The sequence below is a fragment of the Dactylosporangium sp. NPDC049525 genome (assembly GCF_040676755.1).
Classification (GTDB): Bacteria; Actinomycetota; Actinomycetes; order Mycobacteriales; family Micromonosporaceae; genus Dactylosporangium.
Genome location: NZ_JBFAPO010000034.1, coordinates 23,040 through 48,604, shown reverse-complemented (window position 1 = coordinate 48,604; position 25,565 = coordinate 23,040). Strand labels below are relative to the sequence as shown.

The 25,565-nt window shown below is 70.5% G+C and carries 19 protein-coding genes and 1 riboswitch; of the genes, 11 read left to right on the top strand and 8 right to left on the bottom strand.

What is annotated here, in order from left to right; genetic code table 11:
* The first annotated feature begins 146 nt into the window (after positions 1-146).
* Positions 147-1,391, top strand: a complete 1,245-nt coding sequence (locus AB0K00_RS36365; RefSeq protein ID WP_363530253.1) for a hypothetical protein — start codon at positions 147-149, stop codon at positions 1,389-1,391.
* Positions 1,392-1,488: 97 nt separating this feature from the next.
* Here AB0K00_RS36365 and AB0K00_RS36360 read toward each other — a convergent pair whose 3' ends face one another.
* From AB0K00_RS36360 to AB0K00_RS36345, 4 genes are read right to left on the bottom strand one after another with little or no spacing between them, the layout of a single operon-like run.
* Positions 1,489-1,704, bottom strand: coding sequence for a zinc-ribbon domain-containing protein (locus AB0K00_RS36360; RefSeq protein ID WP_363530250.1), 216 nt, complete (start codon positions 1,702-1,704; stop codon positions 1,489-1,491).
* A gap of 10 nt (positions 1,705-1,714) precedes the next feature.
* On the bottom strand, positions 1,715-2,692 hold the full coding sequence (locus tag AB0K00_RS36355) for a hypothetical protein (protein ID WP_363530247.1): 978 nt from the start codon (positions 2,690-2,692) through the stop codon (positions 1,715-1,717).
* On the bottom strand, positions 2,689-3,003 hold the full coding sequence (locus AB0K00_RS36350) for a helix-turn-helix transcriptional regulator (protein WP_363530244.1): 315 nt from the start codon (positions 3,001-3,003) through the stop codon (positions 2,689-2,691). The genes AB0K00_RS36355 and AB0K00_RS36350 overlap by 4 nt, the downstream gene beginning before the upstream one ends.
* A gap of 32 nt (positions 3,004-3,035) precedes the next feature.
* Positions 3,036-3,893 carry a hypothetical protein gene (locus tag AB0K00_RS36345; protein ID WP_363530241.1) on the bottom strand — a complete coding sequence of 286 codons (858 nt, stop codon included), beginning with the start codon at positions 3,891-3,893 and terminating at the stop codon, positions 3,036-3,038.
* A gap of 63 nt (positions 3,894-3,956) precedes the next feature.
* Between AB0K00_RS36345 and AB0K00_RS36340 the strand changes: the two genes are divergently transcribed.
* Entirely contained in the window at positions 3,957-4,886 is a 930-nt protein-coding gene (locus tag AB0K00_RS36340) for a WYL domain-containing protein (RefSeq protein WP_363530238.1), read from the top strand.
* Here AB0K00_RS36340 and AB0K00_RS36335 read toward each other — a convergent pair.
* The 3 genes from AB0K00_RS36335 to AB0K00_RS36325 form a co-directional block, all read right to left on the bottom strand.
* On the bottom strand, positions 4,883-8,185 hold the full coding sequence (locus AB0K00_RS36335) for a discoidin domain-containing protein (RefSeq protein ID WP_363530236.1): 3,303 nt from the start codon (positions 8,183-8,185) through the stop codon (positions 4,883-4,885). The two genes, AB0K00_RS36340 and AB0K00_RS36335, sit on opposite strands and share 4 nt — an antisense overlap.
* A 28-nt stretch (positions 8,186-8,213) precedes the next feature.
* Positions 8,214-10,730 carry a discoidin domain-containing protein gene (locus AB0K00_RS36330; protein ID WP_363530233.1) on the bottom strand — a complete coding sequence of 839 codons (2,517 nt, stop codon included), beginning with the start codon at positions 10,728-10,730 and terminating at the stop codon, positions 8,214-8,216.
* A 282-nt stretch (positions 10,731-11,012) separates the two neighbouring features.
* On the bottom strand, positions 11,013-12,188 hold the full coding sequence (locus tag AB0K00_RS36325; protein WP_363530230.1) for an ROK family transcriptional regulator: 1,176 nt from the start codon (positions 12,186-12,188) through the stop codon (positions 11,013-11,015).
* Positions 12,189-12,319: 131 nt separating this feature from the next.
* On the opposite strand from AB0K00_RS36325, the gene AB0K00_RS36320 reads away from it, so the two are divergent.
* From AB0K00_RS36320 to AB0K00_RS36295, 6 genes are all read left to right on the top strand, one after another.
* Positions 12,320-13,180 (top strand): substrate-binding domain-containing protein, encoded by an 861-nt coding sequence (locus AB0K00_RS36320; RefSeq protein WP_363530227.1) that lies wholly within the window; start codon positions 12,320-12,322, stop codon positions 13,178-13,180.
* Positions 13,181-13,376: 196 nt separating this feature from the next.
* On the top strand, positions 13,377-14,669 hold the full coding sequence (locus tag AB0K00_RS36315) for an extracellular solute-binding protein (protein ID WP_363530224.1): 1,293 nt from the start codon (positions 13,377-13,379) through the stop codon (positions 14,667-14,669).
* 65 nt (positions 14,670-14,734) lie between these two features.
* On the top strand, positions 14,735-15,685 hold the full coding sequence (locus AB0K00_RS36310) for a sugar ABC transporter permease (protein WP_363530221.1): 951 nt from the start codon (positions 14,735-14,737) through the stop codon (positions 15,683-15,685).
* The gene (locus tag AB0K00_RS36305; protein ID WP_363530218.1) at positions 15,682-16,530 is read left to right on the top strand and encodes a carbohydrate ABC transporter permease; all 849 of its coding nucleotides are present in this window, start codon (positions 15,682-15,684) and stop codon (positions 16,528-16,530) included. The genes AB0K00_RS36310 and AB0K00_RS36305 overlap by 4 nt, the downstream gene beginning before the upstream one ends.
* Positions 16,527-19,097, top strand: coding sequence for a glycoside hydrolase family 2 TIM barrel-domain containing protein (locus AB0K00_RS36300; protein WP_363530215.1), 2,571 nt, complete (start codon positions 16,527-16,529; stop codon positions 19,095-19,097). The genes AB0K00_RS36305 and AB0K00_RS36300 overlap by 4 nt, the downstream gene beginning before the upstream one ends.
* A gap of 225 nt (positions 19,098-19,322) precedes the next feature.
* Entirely contained in the window at positions 19,323-20,987 is a 1,665-nt protein-coding gene (locus tag AB0K00_RS36295) for a lectin (RefSeq protein WP_363530212.1), read from the top strand.
* A 120-nt stretch (positions 20,988-21,107) separates the two neighbouring features.
* Here AB0K00_RS36295 and AB0K00_RS36290 read toward each other — a convergent pair whose 3' ends face one another.
* On the bottom strand, positions 21,108-21,380 hold the full coding sequence (locus AB0K00_RS36290; protein WP_363530209.1) for a hypothetical protein: 273 nt from the start codon (positions 21,378-21,380) through the stop codon (positions 21,108-21,110).
* A gap of 358 nt (positions 21,381-21,738) precedes the next feature.
* Between AB0K00_RS36290 and AB0K00_RS36285 the strand changes: the two genes are divergently transcribed.
* The 3 genes from AB0K00_RS36285 to AB0K00_RS36275 all read left to right on the top strand — a co-directional run bounded on the left by AB0K00_RS36285 (position 21,739) and on the right by AB0K00_RS36275 (position 25,181).
* On the top strand, positions 21,739-22,254 hold the full coding sequence (locus tag AB0K00_RS36285; RefSeq protein WP_363530206.1) for a hypothetical protein: 516 nt from the start codon (positions 21,739-21,741) through the stop codon (positions 22,252-22,254).
* A 575-nt stretch (positions 22,255-22,829) separates the two neighbouring features.
* A complete protein-coding gene (locus tag AB0K00_RS36280) occupies positions 22,830-22,970 on the top strand; it encodes a hypothetical protein (protein ID WP_363530204.1) in 141 nt (46 codons plus the stop codon).
* Positions 22,971-23,180: 210 nt separating this feature from the next.
* Positions 23,181-25,181, top strand: coding sequence for a DnaJ C-terminal domain-containing protein (locus tag AB0K00_RS36275; RefSeq protein ID WP_363530201.1), 2,001 nt, complete (start codon positions 23,181-23,183; stop codon positions 25,179-25,181).
* A gap of 67 nt (positions 25,182-25,248) precedes the next feature.
* Positions 25,249-25,472, top strand: a riboswitch (cobalamin riboswitch).
* Positions 25,473-25,565 lie beyond the last annotated feature (93 nt).

The window sequence follows — 25,565 nt, the reverse complement described above, 5'->3', positions numbered from 1 at the left end:
CCGGCGGCACATTTCTGCATGGGCATCAACGGTGTCGAATGATCACGTCGCCAGCCTCTGCGATTGCCGGTGTCGCCGGCGGGTCCATCACGTCTGAGGGGAACTGGATGAACCGCCGAAACAGACTCATCGCAAGCGCAACACTGATGGTGGGTGCACTGCTCATCACCTCCGCCACACCGGCCGCGGCCGACGAATCACCGGTCGGCACGTCCGCGTCCGCCGGCGCGAGTGACCAGCTGGTCCAGGCCGATCTGGCCGGGCGCCAGGAACGCCTGATGGCATTGAAGTCCTGGATCATCACCCAACCCGGCGTGGAGAGCAGCGGCTACGTCGAGTCGGTGAACGACGCGAAGAACCTGGCCACGACAATCCTGTGGGCAGGGCCGGTCAGCGCATTCCAGCAGGCCATCCTTGCCGAGGCGAAAAGCCGCGGCATCGCGGTGACCGTCCGGCAGCGCAAATTCACCCGGCAGCACCTGATCGACGCCGCCCAGGCGGTGTCGAGCAGCGCCGGAAAGGGCGCATTGCAGGGATTCTCGGTGACGTCCGTCGCCACCCTGGACCCCGACTTCGACGGCGTCGTGGTCCGCGGCAGCCACACCGGCGTGCCGAGCAGCGCGCTGGCCAACGCCCAGGCGGTGACGGCCAAGGCGCTGTCCGCGCAGATCGGTGTCGACGTCTCGGTCGGCGGCGCGGACGGCACGATCAGGCCGTCGGTCGCGACCCGCTCCAACGACACGGCGGCGTTCAACGCCGGTGGGTACATGCTGTCTCCGAGCAGCGGCACGACCTGTTCGACGGGCTGGGGGATCCTGCTCAACGGGGTCTACCGGACCACCACCGCCCGGCACTGCTGGCGGCACGACTACCGGGCCCGCGACGGCAGCGCCGGCTACGGTGACGGCCTGGTGAACTCCTCCGACGGAGCGGCCCGGGTGATGACCACCAGTGGCTTCTACTGGATGTTCGACGGCGCGTGGAACGACAGTTCCGGCTACAAGAAGACGGTTATCGGATACGGCGACGTCAGCTCCGGCGACTCGGTCTGCACCAGCGGCGGAAACTCCGGCGTGCATTGCGGTATCCAGGTCGGCACCATGTGCGTGCTGTTCAACGACGGCATGGGATTCGGCAACATCTGCACGATCCGCGGCCACCAGGTCAACAACGGCATCTCCAACATTCAGGGTGACAGCGGCGGCCCCGTCTTCACCCTCGGCGGCGCCGGTCAGGTCCGGGCGACCGGCATGATCCAGGGCCTGCAGGGCGGCTGGCAGAACTGCACCGGCGTGCACGACGGCGGCGCCAACTGGTGCAGCGACTGGGTGTTGTTCTCATCCGCACGGACGATCAACAACGCACTCGGCGCGTCACTGCGCACCGGGTGACCTGAGGCGTGCGGCGGCGCGGACGCTTTCCCGGCGTCCGCGCCGTTCGCGGGTCGCCTCCACATTCCGGCCGCCGGATGCGGCTGAAGGCGGTGGTCTAGCCGAGGAGGGCCGGGTCGGCGTCGCGTTCGGTGCCGCACGCGGTGCACTGGACCGTGTGCTTGACCCGCAGCGGGATCAGGGGCACGAAGAACAGCGACAGCTTCAACACGCGCTTGTACAGCGGGTGGGCGACCGTGTTGCCGCAGTGCGGGCAGCGCAGGGTCAACGTGCGCAGGTGCTTCACCCGCCAACCCCAACCGAAGATCAGCACGGGGGGCAGCCTAGCGGGTGGCGGTCCGGTCGTGGACGCGGCGCCCGGCGACGAGGCTCGCGACGGCCAGGACGACCGCGGCCAGGCAGGCCAGGAACAGCATGGCGACATACGGGTCCTGGATCTCGATGCGGCTGTTGGCGAGGCGGTCCGCGGGGGTCAGCGCGGCCGGCACCAGCGCCGGGATCAGGCGGGCCGGGCCGTAGCTGGACACCAGCACGACGCCGGTGAAGACCAGCAGCGGGGCGAGCATGCTCACGGACAACGCGGCGAGCAGCGTGTCCCGGCGGCGGCCGGCGCGGGACAGCACCAGGATGACGGCGGCGACGCCGCAGCCGATGGTGAAGACGGCACCGCCGACATTCGCCGGCACCGGCGGGAACACGAACTGGCACGCCACCCAGATGCCGGCCGCGGCGAGCGAGGCGGCGACGCCCGTGGCGAGGGCGCGGCCGGTCACCGCGGTCCGGCGGGCGGTGAAGGCGAGCAGCCCGATCAGGTAGCTGGTCAGGAACACGGCGAAGATCGGTACCCCGAAGCGGGCCTGCTCGTCCGGCGGCCCGTGCGTGCCCAGCCGGGCCACGAACGACGCCGTCATCACGGCGATGAACAGGCATCCGCCGGCTCGGACGGCGCGGGCGGCCCGGCCGTCGCCGACCGGGCCGAGCACGCCGGGCCGGCGGCCCACCAGGGCCACCACGTGCAGCAGCGCGATGAGTCCGACCAGCCCCCACCGCAGCGGGGCGTACGCAATGCTCGCCGACCACTGCAGCACCCCGGCGAGCACCGCCAGGGCCGCGAGCGGATAGCCGATGGTCCGCAGCACCGCGGGCTGCGCCAGGACGGTGCTGGCGCAGCCGAGGGCGTGCATCCACCGCTCACGGCCGGGTGGCACGGCGGCGGTCTCGGCGCGCATCGCCCGGCCCCAGTCGCGGCGGCCGGGTGGCAGCAGCCGGGCCACGACGGCCAGCAGCAGGTCGGCGCTCACCAGGCAGCTCGCGGCTCGGTGCGCAGCTGCCGGGCCGGCGCCGCCGCGGGTGCGAGTGCCGCGGCCAGCTCCAGGCCGGCGCTGGTCAGCCGGTACAGGTGCCGGGGTGGCCGGCCCTGCGGCGGATCGGTCTCCCACGACGCCTCGAGCAGGCTCCGGTCGGAGAGCCTGATGAGGATCGGGTAGAGCGAGCCGGCCTTGAGCCCGACCTCCTGGCCGAGCTCATAGCCGTAGCGCCACCGCGTGGGGTCCGCGGCGAGGGCGCGCAGCACGGCCGCGGTCTGCGGGGATGGTTGTCTGGCTCGGGTCACCCGTTAACTCTATATACATAGAGAAGCGCGCGCTAGGCCGCCGCGCGGGCCCGGCGTTCCGAGGCGTGCATGAGGACCGAGCCCCACATGCGATACGGGCGCCACGCCTGCGTCAACCGGGCCACCTCGGCGTCGGACGGGAGGGCCGGCAGGTCGTACCAGCGCTGCATGCCGGCCCTGGACAGCTCGTCGCCGGGCAGCGCGTCGACCAGGCCGGCGCCGCGCATCACGATGGCGACGGCGAAGAAGTCCCCGACGCCGCGCAGCCGCTTCACGTCCGCCAGGGCCTCCGGCACCGGCAGGCTGCGCAGCCGGGCCCGGTCGAGGCGGCCGTCCAGGGCGGCGGCCGCGATGCCGTGCAGGCGGGTCACCTTCTCCTCGTTGATGCCGGGGAACTCGGTGATGCGCAGCAGCTGCTGCGGCGGGGGGAACGCGTGCACGGTGGTGCCGCCGATCTCGAACGACTCGCCGTAGGCGCGGGCCATCCGCTGCCGGATCGCGCGGCCCTGCTCGATGCGCAGCCGGTGGGCGATGATGAACGCGCAGGCCGCCTCGTAGGGCGAGTGGAACAGCACCGGGCGCAGGAACGCATGCTGCCGCTGCAACGCGCCGATGACCGGGTCGCGCTCGCCGACCTGCGGCCAGCCGCTGCCGTCGGCGTCGAGGGACAGCACGGCGAGTGCCTGCTGCCACGCCGCCGCGGGGCCCTGCACCTCGCCGGTGACGGTGTCGGGTGCGGTCTGTCGCAGCAGCACGGCGGCGGAGTGGGTCCAGCCCTCGACCGGGAACGCCATGACGATGGTGCGGGCGTCGCCGGCGGGCTGGGTCCAGCCGCCGAAGTACTCGTTCTGGCGTTCCAGGTCATACGGGCCGGTGATGTGTGCGTCCATGCCTGCACTGTCGCCGGTCAAACAGGACACCCTCTGTCATGTTTGACGGATAAACTCGGCCTGGTGCGCGCCGATCGCCTGTTGTCGCTGGTCCTGCTGCTGCAGGCCCGGCCGGACGCGGCCGCCCCGGAGCTCGCCGACCGGCTCGGCGTCTCCGTGCGCACCGTCCTGCGCGACGTCGAGGCGCTCAGCGCGGCGGGGATTCCGGTGTACACCGAGCGCGGCCGCTTCGGCGGCATCCGGCTGCTGGACACGTACCGGTCGGGCCTGGCGAACCTCAGCCGCGCCGAGGGTGCCGGTCTCGCCGTCGGCCAGTCCCGGCTCGCCGGTGAGCTCGGCCTCGGCGACGCGCTCGACTCCGCCATCGAGAAGATCATCGGCGCGGGCGGGCAGGCGCTGCGCGGCGGGATCACCCAGGGTCGCCGGCATGTGATCGTGGACGTCGACCCGTGGATGCGGGCCGGCGAGGCGGTGCCGCTGCTGCCGCTGATCCATGACGGGCTGCTGCGCGGCCGCCGGCTGGACCTCGACTACCAGGGCAGCGACGGCCGCCGCGAGCGGCGCACCGTCAGCCCGGCCGGTCTGGTCGCGAAGGCCGGGACCTGGTATCTGGTGACGACAGAACCGGCGTTGGTACGGGTGTCGCGCGTGCACGCCTGCACGGTGCTGCCGCACCCGGCGGAACTGCCCGCCGGGTTCGACCTGGAGGCCGCGTGGGCCCGGCTGCGTGACCGGGTCGAGGTGCGCCCCCGCGACCTGCCGGTCGTCGTCACCGCCGCCCCGGACGCGGTCGCGATGGTCCGCCGGCTGCTCGCCCGCCACCTGCACGACGACGACGGCACCTCGACGACCGTCCGGCTCACCTTCGCCGCGGTCCCGCACGCCGTCGGCGTCCTCCTCGGACTCGGCACCCGGGTCGAGGTGACGAGTCCGGCGGAGGTCCGGACGGCGATGCGGGCCGCGGCGTTGGCGGTCGCCGAGCTGTACCGCTAGTACACCTGTAGCTCGTACAGCGAATAGCCCCATTGCCCGGACAGTTGGGTGCCTTGCATCCGGACGTATCTGGCCTGGCCGCTGACGGTTATCTTCTCGGTGCCACCGGCGCCGGTGGTCGTGGTGTACATGTCCCGCCAGGATGAGCCGTCAGTGGACGCCTGCAGTTTGTATCCTCTCGCATACGACGCCTCCCACAGCAGGTCGACCTCGCTGAGGTTGAACGTGCCGCCGAGATCCACCTGGATCCAGGCGTTCGCGTCCTGGCCGGCCGCCCAGCGCGACGCCGCGTCGCCGTCGACCGCCTTCGCGGCGGTCTGATCCGCGTTGGACTGCGACGACGCCGTCGCGGTCTTGCCGAGCGCCAGGTTGGTCCGGCCCGCGGTGGTGGTGATGGTGAGGGTGGTCGCCCGGCCGGCCTGCAGCGGCACGACGCGGGCAATGTTGCCCAGCGGCGAGCTCTGCACGGCGCTGCCGTCGGTGGTGATCGAGGCGATGCCCTTGCGCTGGATCATCGTCAGGTTCTGGTTCGTCTTCGACGTCAGCGTGACCTTGATCGTGCGGGCGTTGTTGTCCCAGGTCAGGTTGTTGATGGTGAACTGACCCTTGCCCAGCATGCCGTTGATGGAGCCCCGCGACAGGCCCGCGGGCATCGCCGGCAGCAGCTCGATCGTGCCGGGCTTGGTGGCGGCCGCCATCTCCATCATGATCGTGGGCACGGAGTTGACGACGTCGGTGGCGAACACGCCGTGGTTGTTGTAGTGGGACGTGGCCATGCTGGAGTAGTAGTAGTCGTCCTTGGCGAAGCGCAGCAGCTTCGCGTTGACCGAGTCGGCGTTGTTGAGGTCGGCGGCGATCAACGCCCCGTGCAGCAGGCCGTGCCCGGCGTTCTCGTAGCTGCCCTGGTCCTTCTTCTGCAGGAACACGCGGGCCGCGTTGTACTGCGCCAGGTTGGTCTCCGGGGTGACCTCGCGGTACGGCCAGACCGGCATGAGGCCGCTGGAGTGCCGGTGCTGGTACTGGTTCTGGTTGGCCAGGCCCGGCCAGGCCCACTCGGCCAGCGCACCGTCGTTGTTGATGAGGTACGGCGGCAGGTTGTTGAGCTTCTCCTGCCAGACCGGGATCTTGTCGGCGTCGCGGCCGAGGGTTTGGCTGGTCTGGATGAGCGTCGACAGCGCGAACCGCGCGCCGGAGATGTCGTACACCGAGTTGACGGCCAGCGGCACCCCGTTCGGCGGGCGGTTCTCCGGCGAGATGGACCCGGCGAAGATGTACTTGCCGTTGCCGTCCTTCTTGACGAGGAAGTCCTCGTAGAAGTCGCCCATGTCCCGGATCAGCGGGTAGTACTTGTTGGCCAGGAAGGTGGTGTCACCGGTGACCTGGTAGTACTCCCAGAACGGCTGCAGCAGCCACGACTCGCCGCCGGTGACGTACTGGTACGGATAATCGAAGTTGATATTGGAGATGAGGCCTTCCTCGTTCGGCGTGTTGCCGCCGGTGAGCATGCCCCGGGTGCCGAGCAGCTTGCGGGCGTTGGTGCGGAAGTCGGCCTGCCACTGCTGGTTCAGGTAGAAGTACCCGGCCATGGCCTCGGGCATGTTGCCGACGTTGCCGCCGGAGATCTGCAGGTTGAGGTTCGCGTCGAGGTGGTAGTAGCCGTCCCAGCCGACGTTGCTGTCTCCGGTCCAGTTGCCCAGCAGGTCCGGTGCCGCGGTGTCGTTGCTCGACCCGAGCAGGTGGTAGCGGCCGGCGTAGAACATCCGCTCGTACAGCGCCGCGCTCGGCGTCGAGGAGTTCTTCTGCTCGGCCAGCAGCTGTTCGGTCGGCTTGGCGCGGTCCGTGGCGCTGGCGCCGAAGTCGATGTTGACCCGGCCGAAGATCTCGCGGTGCTTGCTCGTGTGCCGGTTCAGCAGCGTCTGGTAGCTGTCGTTGATCCCGTTCAGCTGCGACTGCAGCAGCTGCCGGTTCCACTCCGTCTCGGCCGTGACACCGCCGTTGTAGGTGCCGTTGTACCGCTGGGTCAGCGACAGCAGCGTCACGTAGGTCGCGTTGGACACCACGACGTTCGTGCCGGACATCGTCTTCGTGCCGTCGGTCACGATGCGCGTGACGCCCTCATAGCCGGCATTGTAGGAGCCGTTGGGATACTTCGCGCGCAGGTTGAGGAAGTTCACGTTGGAGTTGTTGGTGTAGGTGACGCCCTTGGTCGTCAGGTTCATGCCCGCGTCGATCGACAGGCCGAGCGTCACGTTCACCCGCTGCCCGCTCGGCGCGGCCATGTACTGCGCCGTGACCCCGTCGGTCCGCGACACGAACGCGTCGCGCTGCCAGTTGCCCTTGTCGTCGGTCCACTTCACCGAGACCACGCCGTTGGCGTAGTCGGTGGAGCGGACGTAGTTGCGCACCGTGCCGGCGTCGGGCATCTGCATGGTCATCTTGAAGCCCGGGTGCTTGCTGCCCTCACCGCCGCCGCCGTAACCCTGGACGTCGGCGGCGAGCTGGTTCGCCTGCTGGTACTGCCCGGCGATCAGCTGGTCCCGGATCGTGTTGATGTTGCCCGCACTGACGGTGTTGAACGTGCGGTGCGGGCGGGACTCCGACCGCGCCATGAAGAACCGCTTGTCGTTGAACACGACGGTCTCGTTGCGCGGGTTGCCGAACACGATGACGCCCTGCTTGCCGTTGCCGGCCAGCAGACCGTTCGCCCAGTCGCCGTAGGTCTGCGGATAGGTGTTCGACGTCGCGACCGCCGGGGCGCCGCCCAGCGGGGGCGGCGGTTGGGTGCTGTCACCGGTGCCCCAGACCTCGAACTCCCACAGCGAGTAGCCCCACTGCGTGTTCGGAGTGACGCCCTGCATCCGCACGTACCGGGTGTTCCGGCCGATCGTCACCGTGTCGGCACCGCCGTCGCCGGTGGTGGTCGAGAACACGTCCGTCCACTGGGTCCCGTTGTCGGACACCTGCACCTTGTACGCCCGCGCGTACGCGGCCTCCCAGGACAGGACCGCGGTGGTCACCGCGTAGGCGGCGCCGAGATCCACGGAGATCCAGGCGTTGTTGTCGTTGCTGTGGTCACTGGACCACCGGGTGGCGGCGTTGCCGTCGATGGCGTTCGGGGCGACGAGCGTGCCGTCCTGGTAGGACGCGGTGGCCCGGGCGGCGGCGTTGCGGGAGAGGTTGACCGGCGTGTCGGCGAGGGCGGCCGGCAGCCGCACCGCGGCCGTGCCGAGGATCAGTACGGCGAGGGCGACGCCGAGCAGGCGCCGGGCTACCCGGGCCCGTTTCGCGCTGTGTCTCATGGGGTTCCTTTCCTGATGGCGGTCAGGGTCACCGGGTGGTGATGCGCAGCGAGGAGATGGCGTCGTTGTTGCCCGTGGTGAGGAGGTTCGGGGTGTCGGCCGTGAACGTCCAGGCGGTGCCTGCGAAGCCGGCGTCGGCGTAGGCGGTGACCTGGTAGCCGCTCGGCACCCTGATCGAGGAGACGGTGTCGTTGGCGATGCCCGCAGCCTGCAGCTGCGGCAGGTCGTAGTTGCCGGTGCCGAGGGTCGCCCCGGTCCCGCTGTAGTCCGCGTTGGCGTAGAACGTCGGGCCGCCGGTCGGGCTGGTCGCGGTGCCGTACACCTCGAACTCCCACAGCGAGTAGCCCCACTGCGTGTTCGGAGTGACGCCCTGCATCCGCACGTACCGGGTGTTCCGGCCGATCGTCACGGTGTCGGCACCCCCGTCACCGGTGGTGGTCGAGTACACGTCCGTCCACTGGGTCCCGTTGTCGGACACCTGCACCTTGTATCCCCTGGCGTACGCGGCCTCCCATTGCAGCGTCGCCGAGGTGACGCTGTAGGTGGCGCCCAGGTCGACCTGCAGCCAGGCGTTGTTGTCGTTGCTGTGGTCACTGGACCACCGCGACGCCGTGTTGCCGTCGATGGCGTTCGCGGCGACGAGCGTGCCGTCCTGGTAGGACGCGGTGGCGCGGGCGGCCGCGTTCCGCGACAGGTTCACCGGCGTGCCGACCGGGGGCGCCGGCGGCTTCGGCACGGTCTGACCGGCCGGCGGCCACAGGGTGAAGGTGTTGGCGCCGTTGCGCGCGCCGGCGAACGGGCCGGCCATGACGTTGCCGGTGTTGATCGCGGCGCCGAAGAAATCGGTGGTGACGTCGGCGGCGATGCTCTCGTTGGCGCGCGGGATGGTGCCGACGCGGGCCTTCGTCACCGGGGTCAGCCCGCTGATGCCGGTGGCGTTGAGGTTGAAGTTGAGCTGCATCGAGGTGTTGGTGGCGGTGTACTGCACGTTGGACACGACGCCGGTGAAGTTGCCTTCCTTCACGTGCGTCTTGCCGGTCGCGTTGTCCGGCAGGGTCGAGCCCTGGACCAGGTTGTTGTACCAGAAGTCCTTCTGCGGCGAGGTCAGCGCGGTCGACTCGTTCATCGTGCCCGGCTGGAAGTAGTAGGCGTCCCGGCCGCCGCCGTCGATGGCGAACCTGCCGTTGTCGATGAACAGGTTGTTGGCGAAGACAATGCCGGTGGCGTCCAGCGTGCGGATGTCGCTGTTGCCGATGAAGACGTTGTTGTCCACCAGGATCGGGCCGTGCACGGCCTCGGCGTAGTAGCCCCACGGGCTGTTCATGACGATGTTGCCGGTGATCCGGACGTTCTGGTTGCCCCAGTCGGTCCAGATGCCGGCGGAGTTGCCGCCGCGGGAGTTCTTGACGTAGTTGCCCTTGATGAGGCCCTCGTTCATGTAGTGCACCTTGATCGGGGCCGTCTCCGCGCCGCTGAACTCGTTGCGGTAGTTGGTGTCCTCGATCATGTTGTACAGAATGTCGGAGTTCCAGGAGAAGACGCCGGCGATGCCCGACTGACCGGACTTGCCGATGTAGTTGTTGCGCACGATGTGCGAGCCGTACTTGCTGGTGTCGCGGAAGCTCGTCCGGGTGGTGCCCGGCCGGTTGCCCGCCCACTCGTCGTTGCCGAGGCCGATGTCGATGCCGATGGTGCGCGCGTTGATCACGATGTTGTTCTGGATGATCCAGCGCAGGCCGCCGTTGACGCTGATGGCGCCGGCCTGCCGCCGCGTCGGGCTGTCCGGGAAGTCGGAGTAGGTGTTGGCCGCGTGCTTCACGGTGAGGCCGTCGACGGTGATGTAGCCCAGGCCCCACGCGTCCGGGGCGAAGATCTGCCGGCGCGCGTTGATCTCGCCCAGCCTGGCGTTCGGGTCCTGGCCGTTGAAGTTCGCCCAGATCGTCGTGTTGCTCCCGGCCACCTGCGAATACCAGGTGCCACCCGCGGCCTGCACGTCGCTGAGCGCGGGCTTCTCCAGGTATGCCTGCTCGTCGAGGTAAACGTCGCCGGCGTTGTAGCCGGGGAAGAAGCCGCCCCCGCCGCCCTGCGGGTGCCCGGTCGCGTACGGGTTGTAGGCGCCGAAGAACGTGTTGGGCAGCGTGACGCTCCAGACGTTGCCGGTGCCGCGCACCCAGTTGTTGATCTCCTCGGAGCCCTTGACGACGACCTCACCGTCGCCGGCCTTGGTGTAGGTGATGCGGGCCGTCTCGCCCGTGCCGCCGCGGGCCGGCTTGACCGTCTCCCGGTAGAGCCCGGCGTGGACGAGCACCGTGTCGCCGGGCTGCGCTTCCTGCGCGGCGCGGTTGATGGTCAGGTACGGCGCGGCCTGCGTGCCGGCGTTGGCGTCGTTGCCGTTCTTCGCGACGTGGATGGCGCGGCCGGCGGCGTTCGCCGGGATCATGGGCGCCACGATCGCCGTTACCGTCGCGATCGCGAGCACGGCGCCGGCGGCGCACAGTGCCCGCGTGGCTCTGCGGGTCCTGCTGGGTGTCCTGCTGTGTGTCAAGGCGGGGGTCCTTTGCGGTGGCGGATTCCCAACGTGATCGCCGGTCACAGTGGGCAGCGACGATGACATGGCGTGGCACGCCTGGCGAGGACTCAGGCGGTGGGGTGGGATGCGAGCGGGTGCCCGGCCGTGGCGGATTCGGCCGGGAGAGGACCGCTGGGCCGCCGATGACCCAGGGTGTCCCGCACTAAGTTAGATTTTTAATCTATGCGTGGTCGAGTTCGTCCGTCAACCGGTGGCGGTGGCCGATCTGAGCACCGTAGCCGCACCGGCCGGATCGCGCTAGAGCCGGGCGCCGACCTGCGGGCCGTGCCCGGGCGCGACGGATCCCTGCAGCACCAGCGCGGCGCCGCCGATCGCCGCGGAGTCCCGCGGGTTGCTGGACAGGTCGACCCGCACGTCGTGCACGTCGCGCGCGAACGCCCGCTGCGCGAGCCGGCGGCGGATCTCGGTGACGTAGATCGACCCGGCGACGGCGAACCCGGGCCCGGCCAGCACGAGCGTGTCGATGTCCCACAGGTTCGCCAGGGCCACCGCGCCCTCCGCGAGCATCGCCGCCGACTCGTCGATGAGCGCGCGGGCCTGCTCGTCGCCGTAGATCGCGGCGCGGGCGAGCACGTCGAAGGCCCGCGCGTCGGGATCCTCGGCCCGGATCCGCAGGCGGTCGGCCAGTCCCCGGATGGTCCGGGCCCGCGCGACGAGCACCCGCGGCGCGGCGTACTGCTCCAGGCACCCCCGGTTGCCGCAGTGGCACTGCTCGCCGTCGCGGACCACCGCGATGTGGCCGAGCTTCCCGGCGTTGGAACTCGCCCCCCGGTGCAGCGCGCCGTCGAGCACGACGCCGGAGCCGATGCCCGAGTTCATGTACAGGCAGCCGAAGGTGCGCTCGCGCGACACCTGCCGCCCCCAGAACTCCCCGACGGTCGCCGCCGCCGCGTCGCTGTCGACCAGCACCGGCACCCCGAGCCGGCCGGTCAGGGCATGGGCGAGGTCGAGCCCGGCCGGGCGTTGCAGGCCCGGCAGTGCGAGGAACCGCCCCCGCGCCACGTCGACCGGCCCCGGCCCGACCACGGCCATGCCGGCCACGCTCTGCGGCGGCAGGCCGAGGCCGTGGGTGACGTCGTGGTACAGCGTCGCGAGCCGGGCGGCCACGCTCTCCGGCCGGCCGTCCTCGGCGGCGGCGACCAGCTGGCGGCCGACGGTGCCGCCGCGGGTGTCCGTCACCACGCAGGTCAGCGTGTCCGCACCCACGTGGATCCCCACGCCGTAGGCGGCGCGGGAGTTGATGATCAGCATGGCGCGGGGCTTGCCGCGGGTGGCGACCGTGTCTCCGGTCTCGCGCACGACACCGTCGTCGATGAGCCGGCGCACGATGTTCGAGATCGTCGGCTGGGTCAGGCCGGTCGCGTTGACCAGCTCGACCCGGCTGATCGGCCCGGAGGACCGGATCAGGTCCACGATGAGCGCGCGGCTACCGGGTCCTGCGGCCGCAGACTCCCGTCGCGCCACGCGCAACCGCCTCTCGTCTCGCCGTACGCTGTCGCACGACTACGTTACGGGGACGAAGATTAACCCACGAGGAGGACGCAATGGCCGCGGTACCCGCTGCGACGGCCCGACCGCAGCAGGGCACGCCGGTCGGCCTCGCTCTCGTGCGCGACGCGGAGGTCCTCGGTGCCGAGCCGTTCTTCCACGAGTTCATCGCCGGTATGGAGCGCGTCCTGGTCCCGCTCGGCGTGCCGGTGCTGCTGCAGGTCGTGGCCACGGTGCCGCAGGCCGTCGAGCGGATGCGGGCCTGGGCGCAGTACGGCCAGGTGCAGGGGGTCATCCTGATCGACCTGCTGCCCGGCGACGAGCGGGTGGCCCTGGTCAAGCGGCTGGGCCTGCCCAGCGTCGTCATCGGCGACCCGGTCACGGCCGAGGGGCTGCCGACGGTGTGGACGCAGGACGAGGTCGCCATGCGCGACGTCGTCGTCGAGCTGGCCGCGGCAGGTCACACGCACCTGGGCCACGTCGGCGGGCCGGCGCAGATGGCGCACACCATCATCCGGCGCCGCACGTTCGAGGCGGTCGCGGCCGAGCACGGCATCCGCACCACGCCGTTCGACGGCGACTACTCCGAGGCCGCGGGCGTCCGGGCGGTCACCGCCCTCGCGGCGCTCGACCGGCGGCCCACCGCGCTGGTCTTCGACAACGACGTCATGGCGCTCGGCGCCCTGCACGAGGCCGCCCGCCTCGGCATCGCGGTGCCCGCCGACCTGTCCCTCGTCGCCTGGGACGACTCGGCGCTGTGCCAGCTGGCGGTGCCGTCGCTCAGCGCCGTCAGCCATGACGTGCAGGAGCTGGGCGAGCTGGTCGGACACACCCTGGCCGAGGCATTGTCCGGGGCGGCGCCGCGCACCGTGCGGGCCGCGCCGGCGCGGCTGACGGTCCGCCACTCCAGCCGGTGACCGGGTCCCGCCGGACCGTGTCGGCGCAGCACTCATAGGTTCATAGATTAAAAATCTTTGTTGTTGACTTCGGACGTGGCGTCGGCGACGCTGTGTCGAGCACTTCCCGGGACACCCCTCCCCCTGCGGCAAACAGCGCCGGTCGGCAGTTCGATGCGCTGTCACCCTCCCCTGCCCGAGATGTAAAGGAATCCCCATGGACCACCGCACCAGGCCACGGGCCGTGCGCGCCGTGGCCGCGTTCGTCTTCAGCGCCCTCGCCCTCAGCCCCGCCCTCGTCGCCTGCGGCTCCGACGAAGCGGCAGCACCCGACTCCATCGACGTCGTCACCCGCTGGTCGGCCGGCAACTCGGCGGCGGCCGCCCAGAACCGGGTCTTCGAGGCGTTCACCGCGGAGACCGGCATCAAGGTCAACGTCACCGAGGGTCTCGAGACCATCGACGACCAGGTCGAGAACGCCGTGGCCGCGGGCAAGTCGCCCGACCTCGTCATCGTCAACCTGTTCGACAAGACACTCGGCTGGCTCGACGCCGGCGTCACCGTGCCGGCCGACCAGTACCTCAAGGACTGGGGCCTGGCCGACAAGATCAAGCCCGCCGCGCTCAACGAGTGGCGGGCCGGCGACAAGCTGCAGGGCCTGCCGTTCTCCGGGTTCAGCTGGCCGCTGTGGTACAACACCGACCTGCTGAAGAAGGCCGGTGTCGACAAGATCCCGGCGACCACGGACGAGCTCATCGCCGCGGCCGGGAAGCTGCGCGCCGCGGGTGTCGCGCCGCTCGCCGTCGGCGGCAACGACTGGACCGGCCAGAAGTTCTTCTACCAGATCGCGCAGTCCTACACCGACGCCAAGGCGATGCAGGGCGTCATGCAGAAGGGCGGCTACTGCGCCACGCCGTCGGTCCTCGAGGGCATCAAGCTGTTCACCCAGCTCCGCGACGCCGGGGTGTTCGTCGACAACGCCGCCGGGCTCAACGCCGACAACATGTACGCGTCCTACTACGGCGGCAAGGCGGCGATCATGCCGGCCGGCTCGTGGGCGTACACCGAGTCCACCGCGTCCGGCACGGGGATCGACAAGCACACCACCCTCGGCGGGTTCCCGATCCCGAGCGGCGCGACGTTCAAGAAGCCCACGGCGTTCCGGGGCTTCACCGGCGTCGGTTTCATGATCACGAAGCGCGGCGCGGAGAAGGACCGGATCGACAACCTGCGCAAGCTCGTGACGAAGTTCTACGCCGACACGGCCGTCGGTGACTTCGTCAAGGACTCCGGCATCCTGCCGCCGACCACCGGCGACTTCGCCACGTACGCCACGAACCCGCTGCTGTCCCAGTCGCTCGGGCTGGACGCCACGGTGGACTACGCGGTGCTGCCCGACGTCTGGATCGGCTCCGCGTCCGACCGCATCATCCAGGTCCTGACCGGCGCGTACGGAAAGTCGACGCCGCAGCAGATCTGCGCCGGCCTCGACACCGCCACGAAGGGCTGACACCGCCCGCTGAGCACCGGGGGGCCGCACCCGCTGCGGCCCCCCGCTTGTCAAAGGAACGTCTCATGGCATCCACCAGCACCCTGGCCCGCACCGGCGCCGTGCCGCCGATCGTCACCGAACGGCGAAGACGCGGCGGCGGCCTGCACTCGTCCCGCGTCCTCTGGCTGACGGTCCCGTCCCTGCTGTGGTTCGCCGTCTTCGCCGTGGGCCCGCTCGGCGCGATGTTCGTCATCGCGACCCTGCGGTGGAAAGGGCTGCTCTACGAGCCCACCTACGCCGGGACGGAGAACATCAGCAAGGTCTTCGCCGACCCCGCGTTCTACGCCGCGGTGCGCAACAGCGCCGTGCAGGTCGCCGTGGTGATCCCGGTGATGATCCCGCTGGCGTTCATGCTGGGGTACCACCTCAACACCAAGCCGCGCGGCTACCGGGTGCTGTCGGTGCTGTACTTCTCCCCCGGACTCATCTCGATCTCGATCACCGGCATGGTCTTCTACGGGGTCCTGTCGCCGGACGGCGGGGTCAACGGCCTGCTCCGCACGCTCGGTCTCGACACGTGGGCCACCGCGTGGCTGGCCGACCCGGACACCGCCCTCGCCAGTCTCATCGCCATCGACCTGTGGCGCGGCGTCGGCTGGACCGCTGTGCTGTTCGCCGCCCGCCTGTCGAGCCTGCCCGCCGACGTGATCGAGGCGGCCCGCATCGACGGCGCCGGACGGTTCCGCATCATGTGGCAGATCGCGTTCCCGATGGTCAAGGACTACGTCCGCACCCTCACGATGCTGCAGTTCCTCTGGACGCTGTTCACCTCCGCCGCACTGATCCTCCTGCTCACCAAGGGCGGGCCCGGCACCTCGTCCACCACGCTGTCCTACCTGGTCTACGCGAAGGCGTTCGCCCAGCGGGACCTCGGCTACAGCCAGGTCGTCGGGGTCGTGCTCCTGCTGATCGGCATCGCCGGGATGGCCCTGATCCGCGCGCTGCTGCGCAGTCCGATGGAGAACACCCGATGACCGCCCCGAACGTCACCCGCCGGCCACGGCGGGCCGGCGCACCCGCCGCGACCGTCCTGTCGTGGCTGTACGCGCTGCTGCTCGCCGCGCCGCTGTACTACCTCGCGGTGAGCGCGCTCAAGACCAACGTCGAGATCTTCACCCGCCCGTTCGCGCTGCCGTCGCACTGGCTGTGGCAGAACTTCAGCACCGCCTGGCGCACCGCCGACCTGGGCCAGGCCCTGCTCAACTCCCTGCTCATCTCGGTCGTCGCGATCGTGCTGACCCTGGCGTTGGCGCTGCCCGCGGCGTACGCCCTGGCCCGCCAGAACAACCGGCTCTCCCGGGTGATCACGGGGGCGTTCTCCGCGGGGTTCCTCATCCCGCCGTTCGCCGCGCTGATCCCCACCGTGATCCTGGCGATCAAGCTGGACCTGTTCTATACGCGCGAGTTCCAGATGCTCTTTCTGCCGGCCAGCGCCCTGCCGCTGTCGGTGCTCCTGCTCACCCAGTTCATGCGCACCGTGCCGCCCGCGCTGGTGGAGTCCGCCGCCCTCGACGGCGCCGGGCACTGGCGGCTGCTGATCAGCGTGTTCATCCCGATCGCGATGCCCGGCCTGGTCAGCGTGACGATTCTGCAGCTGCTCACGTTCTGGAACGAGTACCTGTTCTCGCTGACCATCACCGGCACCGCACCGGGCGTGCGAACCGCGCAGGTCGCGCTGCCCACGCTCATCTCCGACGCCACCAACTTCGGTGTGCTCACCGCCGGCACCGTGCTCACGCTGCTGCCGGTCTACATCACATACGCGCTGTCGAACCGCCGTATGCAGGAAGCTCTCACCGCAGGGGCGGTCAAAGGATGACACTCACCACCCAACCGACGACCACCACCGCCACCCGGCTCGACCTGGGCGGCGCATGGCAACTGACCTGGGTCGACGGCCCGGACACCGCGCCCGACGCGGTCCGCACGACGAGCATCCCCGCGCACGTGCCGGGCGAGGTGCACACCGCCCTGCTGGCGGCCGGCCTCATCACCGACCCGGACGTCGGCCGGGGCGAGCACGCGCAGGCGTGGGTCGGCCGTTCCCACTGGAGCTACCACCGCCGCGTCCAGTGGACACGGACGCCGGGCACCCGCACCGACCTCGTCGCCGACGGCCTCGACACCATCGCCGACGTCTACGTCAACGGCCTGCACATCGGGGCCGCCCGCGACCAGCACCTGGCCTACCGGTGGCGGGTGGACGACGCCCTGCAGCCCGGCGACAACGTCGTCGAGGTGCGCTTCGCCTCGGCCTGGGACGCCGCGTACGCGCACGAACACGCGCACGGTCCGCTGCCCAGCCCGTACGACGAGCCGTACGCCCACGTGCGCAAGGCGGCGGCGAACTTCGGCTGGGACTGGGGGCCGCACCACGTCACCGCCGGTATCTGGCGCGGCATCCGGCTGGAGACCTACGCCGGGCGGATCGATCATGTCCGGCCGCTCGTCCGGCTCGCCGCGGACCACACCTCGGCCCAGGTCACGACGCACGTCCGGGTCGACGCACCGGAGGGTGCCCAGGTCCGGGTCGAGCTGACCGACCCGGCCGGCCGGTCCGCCGGATCCGCTACGGCAACGGTCACCGGCGACGAGGTGGCGGTCACCGTTGCCGTCACCGATCCCGAGCTGTGGTGGCCGATCGGCGTCGGCGGGCAGCCGCTGTACCGCCTCCACGTCGAGCTGGAGCACGCCGGCACCGTGCTGGACACCACCGGCGTCCGCGTCGGCCTGCGCAGCGTGACGGTCGACGAGACCCCCGACGAGGCCGGCACCCGCTGGGCACTCGTCGTCAACGGCCGTCTCGTGCGGATCCGCGGGTACAACTGGATCCCCGACGACACCTTCGCCGGCCGCGTCACCCCGGCCCGGGTGGCCGCCCGCATCGACCAGGCGGTCGCCGGCAACGCCAACCTGCTGCGCGTCTGGGGCGGCGGGCACTTCGCGACCGAGGAGTTCCTCGACGCCTGCGACGAACGCGGCGTCCTGGTCTGGCACGACTTCCTCTTCGCCTGCGCCGCCTACTGCGAGGACGACGACATGGTCGACCTCGTCACCGCCGAGGCCGAGCAGGCCGTCGCGCGCATGTCGGCGCACCCGAGCCTGGTGCTGTGGTGCGGCGGCAACGAGACGGTCCTCGGCTGGCACCACTGGGGGTGGGCCGACCAGCTCGGCACCCGCGGCTGGGGCGCGGCCTACTACCTCGACGTGCTCCCCCGCGTGCTCGCCCGGCTCGACCCGACCCGCCCGTACCTGCCGAACTCGCCCTGGTCGGGCACCGTCGAGCGGGACCCGCTCGCGGACACGCACGGGCCGAGCCACCTCTGGTACCCCTGGAACGACGGCGACTACGCGCACTACCGCGACCACGACCCGGCGTTCGTCGCCGAGATGGGCTGGTGCGGTCCGGCCGCCTGGACCACGCTCGAACGCGTCGTCGACGGGCAGACCCCCGGCCCCGACTCGACCCTGACCCAGCACCACCTGCGGGCGATCGACGGCATGCACAAGCTCACCCGCGGGCTCCAGCCGCACGTACCGACCCCGGTGAACGGCGCCGACTGGCACTTCGCGACCCAGGTCGTCCAGGCCCGGGCGGTGTCCGCCGGCGTCGAGTGGCTGCGCTCCCGCGACCGCTGCGGCGGGGTCGTGGTGTGGCAGCTCAACGACTGCTGGCCCGCGATCAGCTGGTCGGCCGTCGACCACGCGGGGATCGAGAAGCCGCTGTGGCACGCCCTGCGCCGCTCGTTCGCGCCGCGGCTCGCCACGATCCAGCCGGTCCACCCGGGACCGACGCACGACCCGACCGGCCCGGAGGGGCTCGTGCTCGCGCTCGTCAACGACGGCGACGCCGCCTGGCATCCGGAGGTCCTGGTCCGGCGGATCGGGCTGGACGGCCAGGAACTCGCCCGAGCGCACCTGCGGGCCACCTGCCCGCCCGGAGGGCTCGTCCGCCTGCCCGTCGACCCCGAGGTCGGCGAGCCCGCGGACCCGGCCGCCGAGCTGCTCGTGGTGGACGCCGACGGCGTGCGGACCACCTGGGCCTACCGTCCTGAGCGGGCGTTGCGCGCCCCGCGGCCCGAACACCGCACCGACCTGGCCGTCGTCGACGGCGAGCTGCATGTCACGGTCACCGCCGTGACGGTCCTGCGTGACGTGTGCGTGTTCGCCGACCGGCTCGCCGCCACGCTCGGCGCCGAGGCGAGCGCGGTCGCCGTCGCCGACGCTCTCGTCACGCTCCTGCCGGGCGAACAGCACGTCTTCCGGATCACCCGTCGCGACGGCACGGCGATCACGACGCGTCCGGCGACCGGTGACCTGCCCAGCCTCGCGGTCCGGTCCTTCGGCGAGGTCGCCGGGCACGCGGCGGAGGAAGCGTCACCATGACGCCGCACACCACCGATGTCTGTGCCTTAAATGCGTCTTTCGTCCGGCACAACCCTCGGTTTAATCGGGCTGTCATCCAATGAAGACGTTGACAGCCCTGCAACACTCTTGCAACAGTCAACGACGGCGACGAATCCCTCACCGTTCGCCGTTTCCAGCAGGTGCGTCGGCGCGCTCCTCCACCATGGCACGCGCCGCCCGCGTTCCCTCTGGAAGGACACCCCCATGACCCTCTCCCGACGCCAGATCCTGGTCGGAGGCGTCGCCGCCGCCGGTCTCGGTGCCACCGCGTACGTTGCCGGCACCGCCGAGGCGGCCAGCGCTCCCGGTGATGTGGTCGGCAAGATCTCCGTCGGTTACCAGGGCTGGTTCGCCTGCCTCGGCGACGGGTCACCGATCAACCAGTGGTGGCACTACAGCGCCAACGGCAGCCAGCCGCCGTCGCCGAGCAACACCACCCTCGTCTCGTGGCCGGACATGCGCGAGTACACGAAGAGCTACACCACCGCGTACGCGAACCTCGGCAACGGGCAGCCCGCCAAGCTGTTCTCGTCCTACGACCAGCAGACGGTCGACACCCACTTCAAGTGGATGCGCGACTACGGCTGCGACACCGCCGCCCTGCAGCGCTTCAACCCGGTCGGCGGCGAGGGACCCATCCGCGACGCGATGACGGTCAAGGTCCGCAGTGCCGCGGAGGCCTACGGCCGCAAGTTCTACATCATGTACGACGTCACCAGCTGGACGAACATGCAGTCGCAGATCAAGACCGACTGGACGACGAAGATGTCTGCCTACACCGCGTCGCCGGCGTACGCGCGGCAGAACGGCAAGCCGGTCGTGTGTATCTGGGGCTTCGGGTTCAACGACCCCGGGCGGCCGTTCGCGCCCGCGCCGTGCCTGGACGTCATCAACTGGTTCAAGGCCCAGGGCTGCTACGTCATCGGCGGCGTGCCGACCTGGTGGCGCACCGGCGTCAACGACTCCCGCCCCGGCTTCCTGGACGTCTACCACGCGTTCAACATGATCTCGCCGTGGATGGTCGGCCGCACCGGTGACATCGGCGGGCTGGACTCGTACTACAACAACGTCAACGTCGGCGACCAGGCCGACTGCAACGCCAGAGGGATCGACTACCAGCCCTGCGTGATGCCCGGTGACCTGTCGGCCGGCGCCCGCGCCCACGGCGACTTCTACTGGCATCACATCTACAACATGACCCGGCTCGGCGCGCAGGGCCTGTACGTGTCGATGTTCGACGAGTTCAACGAGGGCAACCAGATCGCGAAGACGGCGGAGAACGCCTCGATGCAGCCGACGAACTTCGGCCGACCCGCGCTCGACGCCGACGGCGTGGCCTGCTCCTCGGACTACTACCTGCGCATCACCGCCGACGGCGGCCGCATGTTCAAGCGCGAGACGCCCCTGACCGCGACCCGGCCGACCCAGCCGATCGCCGGTGGCCCGAGCGTCCCGCCGAGCACCCCACCGACCGGCACCGCGGTCGCGTTCCGGTCCAGGGCGAACAACCGCTACGTCTCCGCGGCGAACAGCGGCAACTCGCCGCTGATCGCCACCGCCACGGCCGTCGGCAACGCGGAACGGTTCGAGATCGTCGACCTCGGCGGCGGGAACATCGCGCTGCGGGCCAGGGTCAACAGCAGGATCGTCTGCGCGGACAACGCCGGCGCGGCCGCACTGATCGCCAACCGCACCGCGGCCGGCCCCTGGGAGACGTTCAAGCTGATCCGCAACAGCAACGGCACCGTCAGCCTGCTGGCCACGGTGAACAACCGCTATGTCTGCGCGGAGAACGCGGGCGCCGCGGCGCTGATCGCGAACCGCACCGCGATCGGCGGCTGGGAGCAGTTCGACCAGATCGCGGCGTAGCCGCACCCGCCTGCTCCGTTGTGTTCCGCTGACCCGCTTTGTTCTGCTGACCCGCTTTGTTCCGTTTGCTCCGCAGGCCCGCCACCCGGTCGCGATCCCCGGGTGGCGGGCCGTGCGGCGTCACTCGCCGCGGACGGGCAGCTCGCTGAGCAGGGTGAACTCGAACTCGATCTGGGTGGCGTCGGATGCCTCGTCCGAGGAGACGACGTAGGACTCGACGCGGAAGCCGAGGTTGAGCACGTCCGCGGCGCGGATGTGCTCAACCAGCTCCTCCGCTGCCGTGAAGTACGCGGTGTAGATGATCGACGGGCCGTCGCCGGCTTCGGCGGCCGTCTCGAAGGTCTCCTCGGCGTCGCTGTCGCCGGGGGTTTCAGCTGCGATGTCAACAGTCACGAGGCCGCAGCCTACGCGCCGCCGCGCGGGTCCTTGAGGCCGAGGATCCGCTGCAGGAGATCGCGCCGCCAGACGGTGCGCAGGACGAGGAACCACGGCGGGAGGCCTGCGCCGACGTCAGTCCGGTCGGTGGTGTGGACACGGGACGGGTCGTCGTCATCGCACCTGTCACCAGCGCGTTGCCGCCGGTCAGCTCGTGATCACCCTATGCTTCCGCCGGGTGCGCATTGCCCGGAATCTGCTCATCTGTCGCTGGCTGGTTGAGGTCAGTCTCACGGTCCGCGGGCCGGAAAATTGTCGGTGGTCGTCTCTATGCTCGGCAGGCTTGGATCACACCACCCCTGGGGAGCACACAGACATGCAGTTGCGACGGATCATCCTGGCGTTGGCCCTGACCACCACGGTGGGATTGACCGGGGCGTGCGCCGAGGAGACCGACGGCGCCGCCAAGGGCAGCACCGCCTCGGCGACCGCCGGCGGCACCAGCGCCGCAGCCGCGGCAAGCCCGAGCGTCGACGCGAAGGCCAACACCGAGGCGGTGTGCAAGGGCGTCGTAGCGGCCTATGACAAGGAGAAGGAAGCGATCACCACGGTCCTCACCGAGCTGCTCACCGCCGGCGTCAAGGACGACAAGGCCGGAGTCGCGGCGGCGAAGGCCAAGGGTGAGGTGGTCCTGGCCCGGCTGACGAAGGCGGTCAACGTCGAGCTGGAGAAGGCCGCCGACCCGGCGGCGAAGGCAGCGATCGAGAACTTCGTGGCCTCGTTCTCGAAGTTCCTGAGCTCCATGGACGGCGTCGACGACCCGGCACTGGAGGCCGAGCTGGACAAGGCCAGCGCCGAGGCCGCGAAGTACTGCCCGGCTCTGGCGGGGTAGCTCGCGCCCGCAAGGAGCAGCACCGGCACCACGCACAGCGCGCTCATGGGTGCGGGCGGGGACCGGCGGCACACCGCCGCTGGCCGCCCGCACCTATGAGCGGCGAACCCGCTCAAGCACCGGACGACTGGGCCACCACGCTGCGAGGATGACCCGGCGGACGCGCGAGCCGGGACGCTTGCCCGACCGGCCCCGATGAGCACCCTGGCCGAGGATCTCGACCGGTTCCTGCTCCGGTTCCTGCACATGGGCGTCGTCGAGGCGCAGACCGTCCCCGATTGCATGCACGTGACCGGTGGAGGCTGCGGGTCAGCACGATCTGGCGGTCGAGCCGCGCGACCGGCCTCGAGCAGCCCGTCATCGACGTCGTGGTCGCGCCGGAACTCCCGGCCGGACAGTCCGTAGGACGCCGGCAATCATGATCCGACACCGCGAGCCCCACGTTCCCAGCGCACGGGAGTTCCTCGAGACGTTCGGCGTCGAACCGACGGCGAGCCCTGACGATGGGGACTCCCCCGCCCACATGACGCGATGGACCCGGCACGGACGCCCGGTGCTGGACCTGTTCCACGAGGGTGCCACAAACCGTCACGATCGAGGCGGACGGCGCTCGCACCTCGTTGCGGATCGCGCCCGACGTCGACGTCCTCCGCGGCAGCCTGCACCTCCACGTGCACCCGTTCATCGTGATCGAGGAGTCCCTGCTGCCCACCTGACGCGCGACCCGCCGGCCGGACATGGGCCCAGGCTCGACGGTCGCAACGGCTGCGGCACAGCGTCAGCCTTCGGATTCTTGCACCGCGTAGGCGTCCCCCGGTCGTAGGCTGCGGTGAGTGCGGGCGGCACCGTGCGCCCCAAGGTCAGTGATCCGGATCCTGGGAGACGGAGGCACCGATGAACGGCGCCATGCAGCGGCGGCCGGTCCGATGACCGGGACGCTGCCGGATCCGCGAGCGTCACGGGCCGTCCTGGTGGGGGTGTCCCGGTATCAACGCCACGCCGCCAGGGCCGGCGACGACGAGGGCGCACTCGACGATCTGCCGACAGTGCGAAACAACATCGCCGGGCTGCGGCGGTTACTGCAGGACACCAGTCGGTGGGGTCTGCCGCGCGCGCACTGCAGGGTCCTCAACCAGCCGAGCAGCAGCGCCGAGGTGCTCGACGTGCTGCGGGAACAGGCCGACCGCGCCACGGACACGCTGCTGTTCTACTTCGCCGGACACGGCTTGATCGACGACCGCGACGAAGACGAGGTGTATCTCGCGCTGCCGGGCGCGGACCGGCTGCGACCCAACCGCGAGTCGATTCCGTTCAAGTGGATCCGCAATGAGTTCCTGGACGCCAGCCGCGCCCGCCGGAAGGTGGCCATCATCGACTGCTGCTACAGCGGCCGGGCACTCGGCACATGGATGAGCCCGGACGGACCGACGCCGGACGGTCTGGAAATCTTCGGCACGTGTGTGCTCACCGCGACCGCCCGGACCCGGCTCGCGCTCGCACCGGACAATGAGCCGTACACCGCCTTCACCGGCGAGTTGATCGAGGCGTTGAAGAACGGCATCCCCGACGGTCCCGAATTGCTGGATCTCGACACCCTGTACCGCCACATCTACCAGCGGCTCCGGGCGCGCGGCCGGCCCATTCCCAAGCGTGGTGAGAGGGACACCGGCGGACTGGTGGCGATCGCTCGCAACGTGGCCTACCGGCCGGGCGCAAGGTCCACCCCGTCGGCGCCTCATCCGACCGTGGCCAGCGGGCAGAAATCCGCGGCCGACCCGTCACGCACCGGCGCCGGTGCACAGTTCAACGCCGCACCGCAGTCCGGCGGCGCGCCGCATCCCCCGGCCGGGCGCCGCCGCGTCGTCATCGAAGCCGGCGACGGCGGGGGCCGGCAGCGACATGATCCGGATACGTTCGAGCGCGTGTTCGGGGTACAGGAGCGCTCCACGTCGGACCTGTCCGTCGAGCTGCCCCTCAGCGTGCGGGAATGCGTCTTCGGCACGACCATCGACTTGACACTGGAGCGCAGCGTTCCGTGCGGGGTGTGCGGGGGCACCGGCGAGGTCGTCAACAGCCGCTGCCTCACGTGCTCGGGAGCGAAGCGCAACCGGCAACTGAGCGGGTTCGCGCTGCGCATCCCGGCCGGCGTACGAGCGGGCCAGACCCTGCGGGTACGCGGTCAGGGAAACCACGGCGAGGGCGGACACAGCGCCGGCGACCTCTATGTCACGGTCCGCGAAAAGGCGGGGCCGCTGCGCAGCGCCGGCGACAACCTGCACTACCAGCTCACGGTGCCGATGGCCCTGGCAGCGCTCGGTGGCACCATGAGGATTCCGATCCTCGACGGTCACGAGGTGCTGCGACTGGAGCCAGGGACACAGCCCGGCTCGACGATCTTGGTCCAGGGCCAGGGGCTGCCCCGCGCTGCCGGCGCGGGACGGGGCAACCTCGAGATACACGTGGACGTGCCGACGCCGACCGACCTGACCGCCACCCAACGGCTGCTGCTCGATGAGTTCGTTGCCACCAGGCCGGACGACCGTGGGGATCTCTCCGGCGACTTGTTCCGCGGGTACGCCTTCGCACGTCTGCCGATGGCGGTCGCGGCCCTGGGCACCACACTGCGGTACAAGGCCTACGACGGGACCGTCACGGTCCGCTTGCAGCCCGGTGTCCAGCACGGCGACCGGGTTCCCTTCTCCGGTGGACGTACTGACGGGCTCGGATCGTCCGCCGGTTCTATCAGGGTGACTGTGGTCGTGCCTGCTGCTGTCCGCGCGACGGAGCGGGAGATCCTGCGCGCCTTCGCGGAGGAGCGCGGTGAGCTGCCACCCACGGCGGCAGCCGCGCCGCCGCCACGGGTACCCCGGCAGCCGCGAAGGTTCGTCGACCGGTTGCGTGACCACATCGACGGGCTGGGCGACTAACCCTTGGCGGACCTGCCCGACACGCGGCACGACATGTGGGTGTGCGTGCTGCGATGGGGTACCAGATATAGTCCGTGGCGCAGCTGGTTCGGCCGGGTATCCAGTCCGGTCGAGGCAAGAGGGAACCCGGTGTGAGACCGGGACTGCCCCGCAGCGGTGAGTGGGAACGAAAGCCGTCGAGCAAACACTGGGCCATCCGGGCCTGGGAAGTGACGGCCGGTAGGAGGTTCGCGGCACGTGCCGTGACCGTGCCCGCGAGTCCGAAGACCTGCCAGCAGCGCCGCGCCCGAGGACGGGAGTGCGGCGGTCCGAGGTCGCGTGGGACGGCCGACGGCTGTGACGTGCCCGGTCGCCGGCGGCGGCCGTGCCGGCTCCGCCTGCGTG

Excerpts from the sequence above, each read along its gene's own strand:
- AB0K00_RS36305 (WP_363530218.1), top strand. The coding sequence starts at position 15,682 with ATGACCGCCCCGAACGTCACCCGCCGGCCACGGCGGGCCGGCGCACCC.
- AB0K00_RS36320 (WP_363530227.1), top strand. The coding sequence starts at position 12,320 with ATGGCCGCGGTACCCGCTGCGACGGCCCGACCGCAGCAGGGCACGCCG.
- AB0K00_RS36335 (WP_363530236.1), bottom strand. The coding sequence starts at position 8,185 with ATGAGACACAGCGCGAAACGGGCCCGGGTAGCCCGGCGCCTGCTCGGC.
- AB0K00_RS36365 (WP_363530253.1), top strand. The coding sequence starts at position 147 with ATGGTGGGTGCACTGCTCATCACCTCCGCCACACCGGCCGCGGCCGAC.
- AB0K00_RS36285 (WP_363530206.1), top strand. The coding sequence starts at position 21,739 with ATGCAGTTGCGACGGATCATCCTGGCGTTGGCCCTGACCACCACGGTG.
- AB0K00_RS36345 (WP_363530241.1), bottom strand. The coding sequence starts at position 3,893 with ATGGACGCACACATCACCGGCCCGTATGACCTGGAACGCCAGAACGAG.
- AB0K00_RS36300 (WP_363530215.1), top strand. The coding sequence starts at position 16,527 with ATGACACTCACCACCCAACCGACGACCACCACCGCCACCCGGCTCGAC.
- AB0K00_RS36275 (WP_363530201.1), top strand. The coding sequence starts at position 23,181 with ATGACCGGGACGCTGCCGGATCCGCGAGCGTCACGGGCCGTCCTGGTG.
- AB0K00_RS36310 (WP_363530221.1), top strand. The coding sequence starts at position 14,735 with ATGGCATCCACCAGCACCCTGGCCCGCACCGGCGCCGTGCCGCCGATC.
- AB0K00_RS36295 (WP_363530212.1), top strand. The coding sequence starts at position 19,323 with ATGACCCTCTCCCGACGCCAGATCCTGGTCGGAGGCGTCGCCGCCGCC.
- AB0K00_RS36315 (WP_363530224.1), top strand. The coding sequence starts at position 13,377 with ATGGACCACCGCACCAGGCCACGGGCCGTGCGCGCCGTGGCCGCGTTC.